Origin of the sequence: Bowdeniella nasicola, assembly GCF_001907295.1 — a bacterium.
In the GTDB taxonomy this organism is placed as follows: Bacteria; Actinomycetota; Actinomycetes; order Actinomycetales; family Actinomycetaceae; genus Bowdeniella; species Bowdeniella nasicola.
Window position 1 is genome coordinate 15,251 of record NZ_MQVR01000025.1, and the last position, 14,494, is coordinate 29,744.

General features: G+C 65.5%; 17 protein-coding genes. 8 read left to right on the plus strand and 9 right to left on the minus strand.

Features of this window, described 5'->3' with window-relative positions; genetic code table 11:
- Positions 1-2 precede the first annotated feature (2 nt).
- On the plus strand, positions 3-215 hold the full coding sequence (locus BSZ39_RS05680; protein ID WP_073716405.1) for a TOBE domain-containing protein: 213 nt from the start codon (positions 3-5) through the stop codon (positions 213-215).
- A 56-nt stretch (positions 216-271) separates the two neighbouring features.
- On the opposite strand, the gene dnaB is transcribed toward BSZ39_RS05680, so the two are convergent.
- A complete protein-coding gene (gene dnaB / locus BSZ39_RS05685; RefSeq protein ID WP_073716406.1) occupies positions 272-1,636 on the minus strand; it encodes a replicative DNA helicase in 1,365 nt (454 codons plus the stop codon).
- Positions 1,637-1,950: 314 nt separating this feature from the next.
- Here dnaB and BSZ39_RS05690 point away from each other — a divergent pair, with 314 nt between their 5' ends.
- The 5 genes from BSZ39_RS05690 to BSZ39_RS14980 are packed head-to-tail and all read left to right on the plus strand — an operon-like array spanning position 1,951 to position 4,735.
- Positions 1,951-3,306 carry an MATE family efflux transporter gene (locus BSZ39_RS05690; RefSeq protein ID WP_073716407.1) on the plus strand — a complete coding sequence of 452 codons (1,356 nt, stop codon included), beginning with the start codon at positions 1,951-1,953 and terminating at the stop codon, positions 3,304-3,306.
- A 15-nt stretch (positions 3,307-3,321) separates the two neighbouring features.
- On the plus strand, positions 3,322-3,750 hold the full coding sequence (locus tag BSZ39_RS05695) for an HIT family protein (RefSeq protein ID WP_073716408.1): 429 nt from the start codon (positions 3,322-3,324) through the stop codon (positions 3,748-3,750).
- Positions 3,751-3,753: 3 nt separating this feature from the next.
- Positions 3,754-4,131, plus strand: coding sequence for a thioredoxin family protein (locus BSZ39_RS05700; RefSeq protein ID WP_073716409.1), 378 nt, complete (start codon positions 3,754-3,756; stop codon positions 4,129-4,131).
- A 7-nt stretch (positions 4,132-4,138) separates the two neighbouring features.
- A complete protein-coding gene (locus tag BSZ39_RS05705) occupies positions 4,139-4,342 on the plus strand; it encodes a hypothetical protein (RefSeq protein ID WP_073716410.1) in 204 nt (67 codons plus the stop codon).
- A 12-nt stretch (positions 4,343-4,354) separates the two neighbouring features.
- On the plus strand, positions 4,355-4,735 hold the full coding sequence (locus tag BSZ39_RS14980) for a YqeB family protein (protein ID WP_425425670.1): 381 nt from the start codon (positions 4,355-4,357) through the stop codon (positions 4,733-4,735).
- On the opposite strand, the gene BSZ39_RS05710 is transcribed toward BSZ39_RS14980, so the two are convergent.
- The 3 genes from BSZ39_RS05710 to BSZ39_RS05720 form a co-directional block, all read right to left on the minus strand.
- Positions 4,628-5,158 carry a hypothetical protein gene (locus BSZ39_RS05710; RefSeq protein ID WP_073716411.1) on the minus strand — a complete coding sequence of 177 codons (531 nt, stop codon included), beginning with the start codon at positions 5,156-5,158 and terminating at the stop codon, positions 4,628-4,630. The two genes, BSZ39_RS14980 and BSZ39_RS05710, sit on opposite strands and share 108 nt — an antisense overlap.
- Positions 5,151-6,464 carry an MFS transporter gene (locus tag BSZ39_RS05715; RefSeq protein ID WP_222842871.1) on the minus strand — a complete coding sequence of 438 codons (1,314 nt, stop codon included), beginning with the start codon at positions 6,462-6,464 and terminating at the stop codon, positions 5,151-5,153. Before BSZ39_RS05715 ends, BSZ39_RS05710 begins: the two co-directional genes overlap by 8 nt.
- Positions 6,465-6,892: 428 nt before the next feature.
- The gene (locus BSZ39_RS05720) at positions 6,893-8,146 is read right to left on the minus strand and encodes an MFS transporter (protein ID WP_222842872.1); all 1,254 of its coding nucleotides are present in this window, start codon (positions 8,144-8,146) and stop codon (positions 6,893-6,895) included.
- Between the two features lie 137 nt (positions 8,147-8,283).
- On the opposite strand from BSZ39_RS05720, the gene BSZ39_RS05725 reads away from it, so the two are divergent.
- Positions 8,284-9,159 (plus strand): inositol monophosphatase family protein, encoded by an 876-nt coding sequence (locus tag BSZ39_RS05725; RefSeq protein WP_073716413.1) that lies wholly within the window; start codon positions 8,284-8,286, stop codon positions 9,157-9,159.
- Positions 9,160-9,186: 27 nt separating this feature from the next.
- On the opposite strand, the gene BSZ39_RS05730 is transcribed toward BSZ39_RS05725, so the two are convergent.
- Positions 9,187-10,113: an MFS transporter gene (locus BSZ39_RS05730; protein ID WP_083602980.1), complete on the minus strand. Its 927-nt coding sequence runs from the start codon at positions 10,111-10,113 to the stop codon at positions 9,187-9,189.
- Between BSZ39_RS05730 and BSZ39_RS05735 the strand changes: the two genes are divergently transcribed.
- A complete protein-coding gene (locus BSZ39_RS05735) occupies positions 10,104-10,724 on the plus strand; it encodes a TetR/AcrR family transcriptional regulator (RefSeq protein ID WP_073716414.1) in 621 nt (206 codons plus the stop codon). The genes BSZ39_RS05730 and BSZ39_RS05735 overlap by 10 nt on opposite strands.
- On the opposite strand, the gene BSZ39_RS05740 is transcribed toward BSZ39_RS05735, so the two are convergent.
- The 4 genes from BSZ39_RS05740 to BSZ39_RS05755 are packed head-to-tail and all read right to left on the minus strand — an operon-like array spanning position 10,656 to position 14,106.
- The gene (locus tag BSZ39_RS05740; protein WP_073716415.1) at positions 10,656-11,528 is read right to left on the minus strand and encodes a metal ABC transporter permease; all 873 of its coding nucleotides are present in this window, start codon (positions 11,526-11,528) and stop codon (positions 10,656-10,658) included. The two genes, BSZ39_RS05735 and BSZ39_RS05740, sit on opposite strands and share 69 nt — an antisense overlap.
- Positions 11,525-12,436, minus strand: a complete 912-nt coding sequence (locus tag BSZ39_RS05745; protein ID WP_222842874.1) for a metal ABC transporter permease — start codon at positions 12,434-12,436, stop codon at positions 11,525-11,527. The genes BSZ39_RS05740 and BSZ39_RS05745 overlap by 4 nt, the downstream gene beginning before the upstream one ends.
- Positions 12,430-13,155, minus strand: a complete 726-nt coding sequence (locus tag BSZ39_RS05750; RefSeq protein WP_073716416.1) for a metal ABC transporter ATP-binding protein — start codon at positions 13,153-13,155, stop codon at positions 12,430-12,432. Before BSZ39_RS05750 ends, BSZ39_RS05745 begins: the two co-directional genes overlap by 7 nt.
- Positions 13,156-13,167: 12 nt before the next feature.
- A complete protein-coding gene (locus tag BSZ39_RS05755) occupies positions 13,168-14,106 on the minus strand; it encodes a metal ABC transporter solute-binding protein, Zn/Mn family (RefSeq protein ID WP_073716417.1) in 939 nt (312 codons plus the stop codon).
- Positions 14,107-14,494: the final 388 nt, after the last annotated feature.

Here is a 14,494-nt window from a genome sequence, read left to right on the forward strand (position 1 = left end):
ACATGAAGATGTCCCTACGCAACCAGGTCACTGGCACGGTGAAGTCGGTGACCAAGGGCGAAGCAATGGCCGCCGTGAAGGTCGAGATCGCAGGCGGACACGTCCTGACGTCCTCGATCACTCGCGAGTCCGCCGAGGACCTTCAGCTGCGCGAAGGCAGCGAGGTCACGGTACTCGTGAAGTCCACTGACGTGGCTCTCGGCGTCGCCGACTAGCCCACAGACGAAGAATCCCGGCTCCTTGTGGGGCCGGGATTCTTCGTTGTCTGGCTCTACTGGGCCATGTCGGCGAAGCGGGCGTAATGGCCTTGGAAGGCGACATTGATGGTCGCGGTCGGGCCGTTACGATGCTTGGCCACGATGATGTCGGCTTCGCCCGCACGCTCGGAGTTCGCATCGTAGGCGTCCTCGCGGTGCAGGAGCATAACAACGTCGGCGTCCTGCTCGAGCGATCCAGATTCACGCAGGTCGCTCATCATCGGCTTCTTATCCGTACGCTGTTCCGGGCCACGGTTCAGCTGCGCGACCGCGATGACGGGCACCTCGATCTCCTTTGCCAGGAGCTTCAGGGCACGGGAGAACTCCGAGACTTCCTGCTGGCGAGACTCCACGCGCTTGCCCGAGCTCATGAGCTGCAGGTAGTCGACGACGACGAGCTTCAAGTCGTACTGCTGCTTCAACCGGCGGCACTTTGACCGGATCTCCAGCATCGACATATTCGGCGAGTCGTCTATGAACAGCGGCGCCTCCGACATGCGCGACATCGTCCGCGCGAGGTTCGACCAGTCGTCCGTCGACAGGTAGCGGCCCTTGCGCAGTTCCTGCAGCAGGATCCCCGATTCGGCGGCGAGGATACGGGTCGTCATTTCGGTGCGGGACATTTCCAGCGAGAACACGACCGAACTCATGCCGTTGTGGATCGAGGCTGACCGGCAAATATCGAGCGCGAGCGTTGACTTACCGATCGCGGGTCGCGCCGCGATGATGATCATCTGTCCCGGGTGGAGGCCGTTCGTGAGCTCGTCCAGTCCGCGGAAACCGGTAGGCACACCCATGAGTCCCTCGGTCCGGGACGCCGCCGTCTGGATCTCGTCGGCCACCTCATTGAGGATGTCTTTCAGCGGCGCATAGTCTTCGTGGTCTCGATTCTCGCCGACCGCGTAGATCTCTGCCTGCGCGGAGTTGACGAGGTCATCGACGTCGCCGCCATCGGTGGCGTAACCCAGCTGGGCGATACGGGTGCCCGCCTCGACCAGGCGGCGCAGCACGGCTTTTTCTCGCACGATGTGCGCGTAGAACACGGCGCTGGAGGCCGTGGGAACCGAGGAGATGAGCGTGTGCAGGTAGGGAGCGCCGCCGACCCGGGTCAGGACGCCGCTCTTTTGCAACTGGTCGGCCACCGTGACCGCGTCGGCGGGCTGGCCACGCGAGTACAGGTCGGTAATGGCGTCGTAGATCAGCCTGTGGTTCGGCTGGTAGAAATCCGAGGCCTTGAGCTCTTCGCCAACGTCGGCGATCGCGTCCTTCGACAGGAGCATGCCGCCGAGAGTAGAGATCTCCGCGGAGATGTCATTCGGGGGCGTCCGGTCGTATCCGCCGGAGCTGTAACCGGAGTCGTCGGGGGGGGCTTCGCTCATGAAAAAAGTTTTTCTTGGGTCGTTTGGGGACACACGTGGGCGCAACTTCGTTGATTGTACCCATCATCCACAGCCCGTTGACCAGGTCTTGACCTACCTGTGGATAACTGTCGGTTTTCCTGTGTAAAACGCATTTTTTGCTGAGGATAACTTGTGGGCGACGCGCCGAAGATATCCCCATCCCCTGGATAACCATGTGGATATCTGTGGATTTTGGGATCGCTGGATGGGGATTTTGGTCCGTAGAATCAACCCTTGGACTATCCACGTAATGTGGATTAGACACTTCGTGAGACGACCGCTCGGAGCCATGCGTGAACACCCCTAAACCTCCAGATGATGTTCAAGGTTCACCCCAGCCATCGATCAGCCGACAGATCCTTTCACTCGCACTGCCGGCCTTCGGGGCACTCATTGCCGAACCGATTTTCGTGCTCGCCGACTCGGCCATGGTGGGGCATCTCGGCGTCCACCAGCTCGCCGGGCTTTCACTTGCCTCGACCATCCTCATGACCGTGGTCGGGCTGTGCATCTTCCTCGCCTATGCGACGACCGCCGCGACGGCGCGCAAGGCCGGGGCCGGCGACCGGGCGGGCGCGGTGCGTGACGGGATCGATGGCATGTGGCTCGCGCTGTTCCTCGGTCTTCTTCTCGCGGGGCTATTCCTGCTGATCGGCGAGCCGTTCGCCCGGCTCTTCGGACCCGACCCACTCACCCTGCCGCACGCGCTCGCCTACCTGCGGGCATCTGCGCCCGGTATCCCTGGCATGCTGCTCGTCCTCGCGGCGACCGGCGTTTTGCGCGGACTTCTCGATACGAAAACCCCGCTCGTCGTCGCCGCCATTGGTGCCGTCGTCAATATTGGGGCCAACGCGCTATTCATTTACGGGCTGAAGCTCGGGGTGGCAGGCTCTGGCCTGGGAACCGCCCTCGTGCAGACCGGGATGGGCCTCGCGCTCGCGCTCATCGTAGGGATTAAGGCGAAGCGACTCGGCGTGACGATTGGGCCGCGCGGCGCAGGTCTCTTAGCCTCGACCCGCTCGGGCATCCCGCTCCTCGTGCGCACCGCATCGCTGCGGCTCGCGCTGCTCGCCACGGTCGCGACCGCGACCTCACTCGGCTCGGTCGTGCTCGCGGCCCACCAGGTCGTCAACTCCATTTGGGGTTTCACGGCGTTCGCCCTCGATGCCCTCGCGATCGCCGCGCAAGCGCTCGTCGCGCAATCGCTCGGTGCGGCGGATCGGCAACGTGTCCACGACATGCTGCGCATCAACGTCCGCTGGGGGCTCGTCAGCGGCCTCGTGCTCGGGGCCATCGTGGCCGCGGCCACCTGGTTCATAGTCCCGATCTTCACCTCCGACCCGGAGGTCCGTGCGGCAGCGGTCGGCGGCCTGTTCGTCATTGGCGCCCTTATGCCGCTGGCGGGCTACGTGTTCGTCCTCGATGGCGTGCTCATCGGTGCGGGCGACGGCCGCTTCCTCGCCTGGGCCGGCATCATCACGCTCGTCGCCTACCTGCCTGCGCTCTACATCGTCGCTCAGCTCGCACCCGGGGGCACGTGGGGCGTCGTGTGGTTGTGGCTCGCCATGGCCGGAGTGTTCATGGCAGCCCGCGCGATCACGCTAGGCTTGCGGGCGCGCGGCGATGCGTGGATGCGGCTGGGGGCCTGACGCTAGGCTCGAGGTATGGCTTCCGTATTTTCCAAGATCATCGCCGGCGAGATCCCGGGCCGGTTCGTGTGGGCCGACGATCACGTCGTCGCATTCCTCGACGTCAACCCGCAGACCGACGGACACGTCCTCGTCGTGCCGCGCGAGGAAATCGACCGCTGGACCGATATGTCGCCCGAGCTCGCCGCCCACATGTTCGCGGTCGGCCACATCATCGGCAAGGAACTGCGCGTCGTCTTCGGTTCGGAGCGTACCGGCGTCGTCATCGAAGGCTTCGCGGTGCCGCACACGCACCTGCACCTGTTCCCCGCGAACAGCTCCGCGGACTTCGACCCGACGCACCTGACGGGGTCGACCGAGCCCGAGGATATGGACGCGAACGCGCAGAAGATTCGCGACGCGCTGCGGGCCGCCGGGCATGGCGAGTTCGTTCCCGAGGCGTAGGTCATGCGCCTGCTGAAAAAGCTTTTGGGCGTCGACAAGCCGACGGTCACGGTTGAGGCGACCGAGGAGACGCTCGCCGAGCTCGTCACGGCACGCAAGCTCGTCCTCGTCGATTTTTGGGCGACGTGGTGCGGGCCGTGTACGCGTTTTTCCCCGATCTTTGAAGACGTCGCCAAGTCATTGGCGGACGATGACACGGTCGGTTTCGTAGCCGTCGACATTGACCAGTGTCCTCAGGCCGCCGCCGAGTACGGGATCCAGTCGGTGCCGACCGTGCTCGCGTTCGTCGATGGCACGCCAACCGCTCAGATGGGTCCGGGCAGCCGCGCCCAGCTTGAGGCGTTCATCGCGAAGCTCCACGGCGTCGCCGGGGTCTGCTAGGGCCATCGTGACGCATTTTGTCCCGGGATCTGCGTCCACATTTGAGACCTCGCGAAAGACCCTTTTCCTCGTCGCCGCGCTCTGTGTGAGCAGCGGCGCCGCGGTCGGCTACTACCTGCCCGCGATCGCACGGTTCGCGAGCAAGGTTTCGATCCCCCTCGATGATGTTTTCCGGACCCTGGAGACCTTTGATAGCCCGGGGATCGTCTAAGCTCGGCCCATCATCGGGGCCATGGTGGGTCTGCTCGCCGCGGTGATCATGATCCGCAATGCTCCGCGGGTCACCATTGACCCGTACGCCATCGTGGTCTACCGGCACATAGCGAGGCCGCTGCGGATCCCGCAGACCTCAGTCGCGACAGCCTACTTCGATTCGCGGGGCAAACTCACGATCCTGGGCACGGATGGTCAGCCAGCATTTGCGGGCGATGTTGATGGCAAGAAGGGACCGCGTCGAAGCCGCGTTCAAAGCGCACGGCTACCCCTGGGGCAGGCCCTAGCGCCCGCCGAAATACTCGGCCACGATATCGGCCTGCTGATGGTGGCGCCGGTAGATCAACAGCATGAGGACGCTGATGCCGAGCAGGCGCTCGTCGGCGGATGAGACCACGTCGACGTAGGACTGGTGCCGGTCGATCGCAGTGATTGAGGCGATCTGCTGGCCGTCGTGACCGATCGCGATCGCGCCCGTGAGACGAGCGCGCACGTCGAGTTCGTGGCCCGCGACGATGCCGGCGGCGTTGAAGCGCAGGAAGTTCGCGAGCTTGCTCTCCTGGATCTCGTCCGTGCCGGAGGCGTGGGCGATGACGAATCGGTTCCGCAACGGGTTGGCGATGCCGCGACGCCGGATCCCCATGGTGACGTCCGCGCCCGAGATTGGCGAGAACCGGAACGTTCCCGAGCGCGCGCATCCGGGGAGTTCTGCTACCGAGCAGTGGCCGACGAGGGCATCAGTGTGGTCGACGACCTCGACGAGCCCGTCTTCGGAGGCGAAGCCCGCGAGGCGCAGGCGCAGTGCCTCAGGCATATCCCACGCTCACCTCCTCAAGAGTGCGTCCTACGAGCACGCCCGCGATTCCGAGCGCGCCCAAGAAGATCAGTGCGGCGAGCGGTCCGAGCAGCGTGAGGCCTGAGGAGATCGCACCCGCGATCAGCAAGGTGACACCCATCGCGGTGTTGGACACGGCAACGTACTGGGTGCGTTGGTCGCCTTCGGCCATGTCGACGACGTAGGTCTTGCGCGCGACCCGCACGCCCGTGTGGACGACGGTGAGAAGGAAGAAGATCACCGGCCCCCACCACCACTGCGAGATGAGCGGTTCGATGAAGGTCGAGGCGATGAACACGGCGATGATCGCGGAGGCGATGCCCGCGCCAACGATCATGGTGAGTTTGGAGGAGCGGTCCGAAACGACGCCGGAGACGCGGCCGCCGATGAGTGCGGCGAGGCCCGAGGCGACGATGAACGTCGCGACCGAAGACATCGTGGCACCGGAGCGCTCCGCGGACAGCGCGACCACGAACGGCGGCGCGAGCGCCGAGACAAGCAGCAGTGAGCGCACGATGACGAAGCGACGGAACGGCGCGTCGTGCGTGAAGAGTTCCCAGGAGTCCGAGATCCAGGAGTTGGCCTCGGTCATCGGCACCGCCTCCGCTTCGCCTTCGCGAAGCCCGCGGAACACCATCGCACCGATGACGAAGGAGAGCGCTGCGCCGCCGACGAGGAGCGCGAGGACGGTTCGTGATAGGTCTTCGCCGCCGAAGACGCGGACCGCTAGGCCGACGGTGATTGCGACGAGTCCGGAGATCGTCGTGGAAAGGCCCGAGACTCGGCCGCGCAGGCCCTTGGGCATCGTGCGGCCCTGGATGTCCTTCGAGGCGATCGAGTTGAGCGAGCGCGACACGGCCTGCAGCGCGAGTCCTCCCAGGACCGCGAATCCTGCGAGCACGCCCGACAGCGTCGCCGCGGCGAACGCGACGAGTGCGAGGCCGAAGGCCTGCCCGATGCCGCCGGCGATCCAGATCTCGCGACGAGTCTTGCGGAAGCGCACCCACGGCTGCAGTGCGGCCTGCGGGAGCATGGAGCCGGACTCCCGAATGGGAACCAGGAGTCCTGTCATCCAGGTCGGAGCGCCCGTCGCGGAGATAACCCAGGGCAGGACCGTCGAGGCCTTGGCGGCCTGGTCGCCGATGTTCTGGAGTCCGTTCGCGAGGACGAACGTCATCGAGTTGTGGCGGATATTGCCGCGCGCTTCCTCGCGGAGCTCGTGAGCATCCTCGTGTTCGGCGTCACGGCGTAAAAGCTTGTCGATAAAACTGCCTGAAGAACTCACGTCTTCTAGTTTCTCAAGTTCCACCGACATTCACATGCCGGAGACCTCGCGGTTGTGCGACATCACGATCTCGATCCAGCGGGCGAGCGCTGCGTCATCCTGCAGCGCATTGGCGCTCACAGCGGTCCAGCCTGGCCCCATGTCGCGTCGGCTTGGGCGGCGCCCGGCGCGGCGAGGAGCTCATGGTGGCTGTCGGGCGCGATCGGATTCATCGGCCAGGAGAGCGCGAATCCGGTCGACGAGCGCGGATTGTTCCGGGGTCATAGGTTCTCCTCCCGTTGCCACGTGAGTAAAGACTCCCACGAGCGAGACGATTTTCCGATGTCCTCGGTGTGGATCGACCGGATCCGACGCGCCGGAATCGAGACCGCGGTATCACCAAGAAGATCCGCGTTGGGGTGGCCGCCGATCCCGACTCCCGGCGCTAACTAGGCGATCTCGACTTCGCGGGTCTCGGGGATGAGGAAGACCGTCGCGAGGATGTCGATGACATAGATGATCGCCAGCAGCCCGACCGCGAGCTGGAAGGAGTACGCGGCGGCGAGCGATCCCACGATGAGCGGCGCGAAACCGCCGACGCCGCGCCCGATGTTGAACAGGACGTTTTGGGCGGTGGCGCGCGAATGCGTCGGGTAGGACTCTGCGGTGACCGCGCCGTAGCCGCCCATCATGCCGTTGACGAACATGCCGAGGAAGAAGCCGCCGATGAGCAGCGCGAGCTCGGTGGACAGCTGGGCGTAGACGATCACGGAGATCACGGCGCCGAGCTGGAAGGCGATGAGGGCAGGCTTGCGGCCGAAGTAGTCGGCGAGGTAGCCGAAGGCCATGATGCCGATCATCATGCCGAGCACGGTGACGCCGGTCCACACGGCGGATTTTTGGATCGACAGGCCGTGGGTCTGCGACAGGAACGTCGGCAGCCAGATCATGAGGCCGTAGTAGCCGAAGTTCTGGACCGACGTGAGGATCGTGATGCCGAGCGAGGTCTTCGTCGTGCGCACGTCCTTGACGAGTTCGTGCAGCGGGAAGCGTTCCTTCAGGCTCTTTCCGATACCGGCGGCCTTGCGCTGTTCGAAGGCCTCGGGCTCCTCGACGGTGTGGCGGACGAAGACGGCGACGAGGGCGGGCAGGACACCGATGAAGAACAGGACGCGCCAGCCCCAGTGGAAGACGACGGCGGCGGAGACGAAGGTCGCTGCGAGGACGCCGACCTGCCAGCCGATCGCGACGAAGCTCGTGGCCTTGGCGCGCAGTTTCGCGGGCCAGGCTTCGGCGGCCAGCGTCATGCCGATGCCATATTCGGCGCCGATCCCGATGCCGGCGAGGAAGCGGAAGAGCGCGATATGCCAGTAATTTTGCGCGAGCCCGGTCGCAGCGGTGAAGACCGCGAAGATCACGATCGACCACATGAGGACGCGCACCCGGCCGCAGGTGTCCGCGAGCGCCCCAAAAATAATCCCTCCGAGGACGGCGCCAAGGAGGGTGAGGGTTGCGAGTGATCCGGCCTGGGGATCGGTGAGACCGAGGCCGCCGTCGGCGACCGAGAGCTTAATCGCGAGGAGCGCGAAGCTGAGGATAAGGAAGTCGAAACCATCCATCGCGTATCCGACCATGGAGGCCCATACGGCCTTCCAGCGGTAGCTGGTGGAGGTGGTTGGAGCGTCGTTTCGGGTCATTGTCATGCGGCATATCCCATCTGGTGGTGGGGGCCGGGCGCAGTGCGTCCGTCTGAGGTACCCGAGCCAATAGCGTAAAACGAGGCAGTCCGACCTCCAAAACCGCGGTCCACATTGCGGCGCGGGATGCGTAGAGTCGAGGCATGACGAGCATTCCGGCTTCACTGCCACCCGCCGCCACGTTATGTGACCTCGCCTGCGATATTGCTGTTCGCGCTGCCACGAAGGCGAAGCGCATGAGGAACGAGGGGGTCGAGGTCGCCGCCAATAAGACGACCCCGACGGATCTCGTGACGAAAGCCGACCGTGCGACCGAAGCGTTCATCCGCGATGAGCTCGACCGGCTCCGCCCCGACGACGGGTTCTTCGGCGAAGAATCGGGAGAAAAATCGTCGTCGACGGGACTGACGTGGGTCGTCGACCCGATCGACGGGACCGTCAACTACACCTACGACATCCCCAACTGGGGTACGTCTATCGGAGTCGTCTACTGCGAGGGCCCCGCCGACCCCGAAACCTGGACCCCCTATGCAGGCGCGGTCGCGAACCCGAGTCTGCACGAGCTCTGGCGGGCCTCCCGCGGGGGCGGCGCTGAGCTGCTGCGCTACTCGATGGACGCGAGCTCCTACACGTTCACCGACCGCACGCTGCTGCACCTGACCGGGGATCGCACGCTTAGCACCTCGCTCGTCGCGACCGGGTTTGCCTACTCGGCTGAAGTCCGTCTCGAGCAGGCGGCCCAGGTCGCCAAGCTCATCGACAAGGTCGCCGATATTCGGCGCCTTGGGGCCGCGAGCCTCGACCTCGTCGGGGTGGCCGCGGGCCGAGTCCACGCTTATTACGAAAATGGCCTGCACCCGTGGGATCACGTCGCAGGCGCACTCATCGCACGGGAGGCCGGCGCGATCGTCATGGGCCCGGTGGGCGGCCGCGAGAATTTCACCCTCACGTTTGCCGCCCATCCGGGCCTCGCCAACGAGCTGCGCGCGACGCTCGCCGAGATCGGCCTGCCGCTCTAGCCCACGGTTTTGCGCAGCGGCTGGTTCTTAATCAAGAGCGTCGCGATTAAGACGATCGCCGCGATCGGCAACGCCGAGACGAACACCGTCGTGATCGCATCCGGGCGCCGCCTCGCGCATGCCGGAAGGCGTCGGCCAGAGCGTCGGCTCCGTCCTCGATCCGGGCTCGATCGCGGTGCGCTCGACGAAGAGGAGTACGAGGAGCATGAGCGCGCCGACGACGTACAGCGTGATGATCTGCGCGCTGCCCCACGGGTAGCTGGTGCCGCCGAGCGAGGTCGCGAGCAGCAGGCACAGCAGCGCGATGGTCATCGTCGTCATCCCGAGGTAGTCGATCTTTGCCTTGCGCGGCGTGTGCTCGACGTGCAGGAACTTCGCGATCACCGCGAGCGCGGCGATGCCGAGCAGCAGGGTGACGTAAAACAGCCAGCGCCACCCGAAGTGGTCGGTGATCCAGCCGCCGGCGAGCGGCCCGGCCACGGAGGTAACGCCGAAGACGGCGCCCATGTAGCCCTGGTACTTGCCGCGGAAGCGCGGCGGGATGATGTCGCCGATGATCGTCTGCGACATCGGCATGAGCGCGCCCACGCCAAGGCCCTGCACGGAGCGGGCAAAGATGAGGAAGCCGAAGCTCTGCGCGGAGCCTGACATGACGGAGCCGAGCATGAAGATCACGAGGCCGCCGAGGTAGAAGCGGCGCCGGCCATACATATCGGACAGCTTGCCGACGATCGGGACGGTGACCGCGGAGACGAGCATCGCGGAGGTCGCGAGCCACGAGTAGTGGTCCATACCGCCGAGTTCGGGGACGATACGCGGCATCGCCGGGCCGACGATCGTCTGGGAGATCGAGGCGGCGAGCATGCCGATCATGAGGCCGATGAAGACTCGGCGGTGGGCGTCACTGAGCTCGTACGGCTGGGGTTTCGTCCTACTCTTATGCCATGACCGCATGCGAAGGGCGCCGAGAAGAAAACAAGCGCCGCACCCGCGCCGCGCTCCACGAGGCCGCGATCCGCCTCGTCGCCGAGCGCGGCCTCGACGAGGTCACGACTGCCCAGATCGCGGAAGCAGCCGAGGTCTCCCCCCGCACGTTCTTTAACTATTTCCCCACGAAGGACGATGCCCTCACGGGCGCCGACCCGGACCGGGCTGCTGCGGCCGCGGAAAAGCTGCGCTCCCTGCCGGAGCACCTCGATCCGTGGACGATGCTGGAGCACACCGTCACCGACTACGTCATCAACCTGTCGCAGCGCTCCGAACTGTGGCAGCTGCGACGCGAGGTCTTCCGCCGCTACCCCCACCTCATGAGCGCATCGTTCGGGCACAATCGGGAAATCGAAGAAGCCCTCGCCGAGGCCCTGAACCCGCGCTACGACCTCACGCAGCGCCGGCTGATCGCCGCGCTCGCGATGCGCGTCGCGGGCATCTCGATCACGCAGCTCATTGCCGAAAACCCTGCGGGGACCGCGAACCGTCAGGCCGTCGCCAAGGCGCTAGCCGACAACTTCGAGTTTGCGCGCCCGAGCGGTCTTCCGCGCCGCGACGACGCCCCATACGAGTAGGAACATCACGCCCTCGACGGCCGCCATCGTCGCCGATGTGGCGGCGTCCGTCGCGTAGGCGAGCCAGAACCCGACGCCGGCCGCGAGCGTCGCGAAGCCGAGCGCATAGGCGATGAGCTGCGGCACGGTGCGCGCGATCAGCAGCGCAGTCGCGGGCGGGACGATCATGAGCGCGACGAGGAGTACGGCGCCCGCCGCGTTGAAGGCCGCGACGACGTTGATGGCGACGAGCGCCATGAGCGCGTAGTTCAGCGCCCCCGTCGCGATGCCGCGCGAGCGGGCGTAGGCCTCGTCGAAGGTCGAGAGCGTGAGCGGCCGGTAGAAGATCGCGAGAAAAAGTGCGTTCAGCGCTAGCACGCCGAGCATGAGCCACATGTACTGCGGACCGAAATCGCGCCCGAAAAGGATGAGCGGGTGGAACGCGGCGAAGTTGAGATCCCCGACGAGGACGGCGTCTTCGTGCAGGTGGACCTGCGCGAACCGCGTCGAGATGAGGATAATGCCGACCGAAAACAACGCCGGGAACACGAGCGCCTGATCGGCATCCCCGGTGATGAGGCCCGTCGAGCGCAGCCACTGCGCGCCGAAGACGACGAGCATCGCGGCGGCCCCAGCCCCCACGATGAGCCACGGCGAGTTGATCGAGCCGAGCACGAGCGCGGCGAGCACGATCCCGGGCAGGGCGGCGTGGCTCATGGCGTCGACGAGCATCGACTGGCGGCGTAGCACGAGGAACGTGCCGGGCAGCGCGCTCGTGACGGCGGTGACGCGCGCGAGGAGGAAGACCGCGATGGCGAAACTCATGCCACGGCCTCCTGCTTGAGCCCCCGGCGGTTGACCGCCCTGGCCAGGACCGAGCGACGCGGTGCGAACAGGAGAGAGAGCACCAGCATTGCGGTCAAGACCAGGACGATCACCGGGCCTGTGGGCACCTTGCCGAGCGCGACGGACAGGTAGCTGCCGAGGACCGCGCCGAATGCACCGGTCGCCGCGGCGAGCACGACCATCGTGTGCAAGTGCCGAGTGAGTTGCCGGGCCGTGGCCGGCGGGATGGCCGCGAGCGCGACCATGAGGATGAGGCCGACGGATTTCACCCCGACGACGACGGCGACGGAGACGCCGACGAGCAGCAGCGGGGACGCGATCCGGGAGCGCACCCCGGAGACTTCGGCCGCGAGCGGGTCGAAGGTGTGCAGCGCAAGCGGCCGATAAAAGACGAGCAGCAGCGCGCCGATGAGGACGGCGAGCGTGACGATCGTCGTAACGTCCCCGGTCGTGAGCAGCGAGGCGTTGCCGAAGAAGTAGTCCTTCAGCCCGCCGCGTCCGCGGATCGTCGAGCGCTCGATGACGCGCAGCAGGATCATGCCCGTGCCGAAGAACAGCGCGAGCATGATCGCCATCGCCGCATCGATCCCGACGCGCGTCCGCTCGGCGATCCGATCGGCGAGAACCGCCGCGATCGTGCCGGTGAGCACGGAGCCGACGACGAGCAGCCACAGCGAGCGACCGTCGATGCCGAGGACGAGCGCGCCGGTGAGGAACGCGACCATGACTCCGGTCGTCGCGGAGTGCCCGATGACATCGGACATGAGTGTGCGTTTACGCAGGTAGACGAAGCAGCCCATCGCTCCCGCGAGCGCGCCGATGAGCGCGCACCCGATCACCATCTGGCGAAAGGTGTGCGTGGTGAGGAAGTCGACCAGGCTCAGCATGCGGCGCTCACGTCCCCCAACCCGTAGGTGCGGTCGATGAGGTCGCGCGTGAAGACGGAATCGACAGGCCCGTGGGCGACGACGGTCCCGTCGATGAGTGCCACCTCGTCGCACAGCTGCGGGATCGTCGCGAGATCATGGTGGACGATGACGATCGTCTTACCCGCCGCGCGCAGGTCATGCAGCACCCGGGTGATCGTGTCCTGGCTCGCGACATCGACCCCGGCGAACGGTTCGTCCATGAAGTAGATATCGGCCTGGTGGGCAAGTACTCGGGCGAGCAGCGTTCGCTGGCGCTGCCCGCCCGAGACTTCCCCCACGTGTCGGTCGGCGAGTGCATCCAGACCGACAGCCGCAAGCGCCTCATGAGCTACCTGGCGGTCGCGTGCGGTTGCGCGCGCGAACCACCGCCGTGAATCGAACGTGCCCATGAGGGCGACGTCGAACAGGGTGGCCGGGTAGTCCCAGTCCACTGAGGCGTGCTGCGGTAGATAGCCCACCCGATGCCGCGCGGCGCTGAAGGGTTCGCCGAAGAACTCGGCCGTGCCCGAAAGGGTCGGTACGAGTGAGAGCGCTCCTTTGATCAGCGTCGACTTTCCTGCGCCGTTCGGCCCCACGACGCCCATGATGACGCCAGCGGGGACCGTGAGGTTCGCGTCGCGCAGCGCCATCACGTCGTGATAGGCAACGGTGAGGTTGGTCAGGCTTAGGGCGCGCATGAATTCTCCTGATTACTTCTTGGTCAGGCCCTTGACGATGGCCTCGGTGTTGTGGGTGAAGGCGCCGATGTAGGTGTCGACCGGCGAGTGGTCGCCGAGAGAGTCGGCAAAGAGTTCCTCGTCGGAGACCTCCACCTCCCAGCCCTTGGCGCGCACCGCTTCCTTCAGCGCTGTGATGGCCTGCGGGTTCTTCAGGTTGTCCTGGAAGACCACCGGCAGCTTCTTCTCGGCGATGAAGGTGGCGAGCTCGTCGAGCTCGGCCGCGGACAGCTGGGATTCGCTCGTGACAAAGTCGGTCGCACGGATATCGATGCCGAAGGTCTTGCCGTAGTACTGGAACGCGTCGTGGCCCGTGATGAGGTGGCGCTGCTCCTTCGGAACCGCGGCGAGCTGGGTCTCCGCGGACTTCTTCATCTCGGCGATCTCGTCCTTGAACTTCTTGGCGTTCGCTTCGAATTCCGCCTTGTTCTCCGGCTGCTGGGCCGAGAGCTTGGTCGCGATTTGGTCGACGACCTCCTGCCAAATATCCGGCGAGTTCCAGATGTGCGGGTCGTGCAGCTCGTTGCCCTCGTCGTCCTTTTCGGGCCAGGGCAACAGCTTCGACTTATCGATCTGCTCGCCGACCGCGAGCTGTTTATCGCCGAGCGACTTCAGCTGCTTTTCCATCATCGCTTCGAGATGCAGCCCGTTCCAGAGCACAACGTCGGAGCTTTTCATCTTCTCCACGTCCTGCGTCGACGGCTGGTAGGTGTGGGGGTCGCCGCCCGGCTTCACCATGACCGTGACTTCAGCCTTGGGAGCAATCCGGGTGACCGCGTCCCCGATATAGCCCGTCGTCGCGAAGACCGTCATCGTGCCCTTGCTCTTCGATGCGGGGGCCTCGGTGGCGGGTGAACAGCTGGCAGCAAACAGCGCAAGAGCGCCGAGCAACGCCGCAACAGTGCGTTTCATGGGTGATCCCTCCAGGATCCGTCGCAGGTGAATGTAAGCGTCACCTTACCTCTTAGTTTCGGCTGCACAAAAGGACCAAAGACATATGAGCGTAAGACCACACTTCGGGCGGGCGATATACCCGGGAGGGATCAGATGTCGCGCGGCGGGCGCTGGCGGTTGAGCCGGGGCCCCGCGCCCCGCTGCGCAGTCCGTCCGGCCCATGCCAGACAAGCCCCAGCCGCTTCCATTACTAGCTGGTACCCGTGAGTTTCAACAGCCGTAATTGATGAACACGTACTGGCTGGGAATCAGGCTCTTCAGAGTTGAGTGTGGGCGCGCCGATCGGGCAAGGGTGTTGGGGGTAGACGTCGAGGTCCCCGATGATGGGCGGACTTCTACCCCGCTG

Excerpts from the sequence above, each read along its gene's own strand:
- BSZ39_RS05680 (WP_073716405.1), top strand. The coding sequence starts at position 3 with ATGAAGATGTCCCTACGCAACCAGGTCACTGGCACGGTGAAGTCGGTG.
- dnaB (WP_073716406.1), bottom strand. The coding sequence starts at position 1,636 with ATGAGCGAAGCCCCCCCCGACGACTCCGGTTACAGCTCCGGCGGATAC.
- BSZ39_RS05695 (WP_073716408.1), top strand. The coding sequence starts at position 3,322 with ATGGCTTCCGTATTTTCCAAGATCATCGCCGGCGAGATCCCGGGCCGG.
- BSZ39_RS05700 (WP_073716409.1), top strand. The coding sequence starts at position 3,754 with ATGCGCCTGCTGAAAAAGCTTTTGGGCGTCGACAAGCCGACGGTCACG.
- BSZ39_RS05710 (WP_073716411.1), bottom strand. The coding sequence starts at position 5,158 with ATGCCTGAGGCACTGCGCCTGCGCCTCGCGGGCTTCGCCTCCGAAGAC.
- BSZ39_RS05720 (WP_222842872.1), bottom strand. The coding sequence starts at position 8,146 with ATGACAATGACCCGAAACGACGCTCCAACCACCTCCACCAGCTACCGC.
- BSZ39_RS05725 (WP_073716413.1), top strand. The coding sequence starts at position 8,284 with ATGACGAGCATTCCGGCTTCACTGCCACCCGCCGCCACGTTATGTGAC.
- BSZ39_RS05735 (WP_073716414.1), top strand. The coding sequence starts at position 10,104 with ATGACCGCATGCGAAGGGCGCCGAGAAGAAAACAAGCGCCGCACCCGC.
- BSZ39_RS05730 (WP_083602980.1), bottom strand. The coding sequence starts at position 10,113 with ATGCGGTCATGGCATAAGAGTAGGACGAAACCCCAGCCGTACGAGCTC.
- BSZ39_RS05740 (WP_073716415.1), bottom strand. The coding sequence starts at position 11,528 with ATGAGTTTCGCCATCGCGGTCTTCCTCCTCGCGCGCGTCACCGCCGTC.
- BSZ39_RS05745 (WP_222842874.1), bottom strand. The coding sequence starts at position 12,436 with ATGCTGAGCCTGGTCGACTTCCTCACCACGCACACCTTTCGCCAGATG.
- BSZ39_RS05750 (WP_073716416.1), bottom strand. The coding sequence starts at position 13,155 with ATGCGCGCCCTAAGCCTGACCAACCTCACCGTTGCCTATCACGACGTG.
- BSZ39_RS05755 (WP_073716417.1), bottom strand. The coding sequence starts at position 14,106 with ATGAAACGCACTGTTGCGGCGTTGCTCGGCGCTCTTGCGCTGTTTGCT.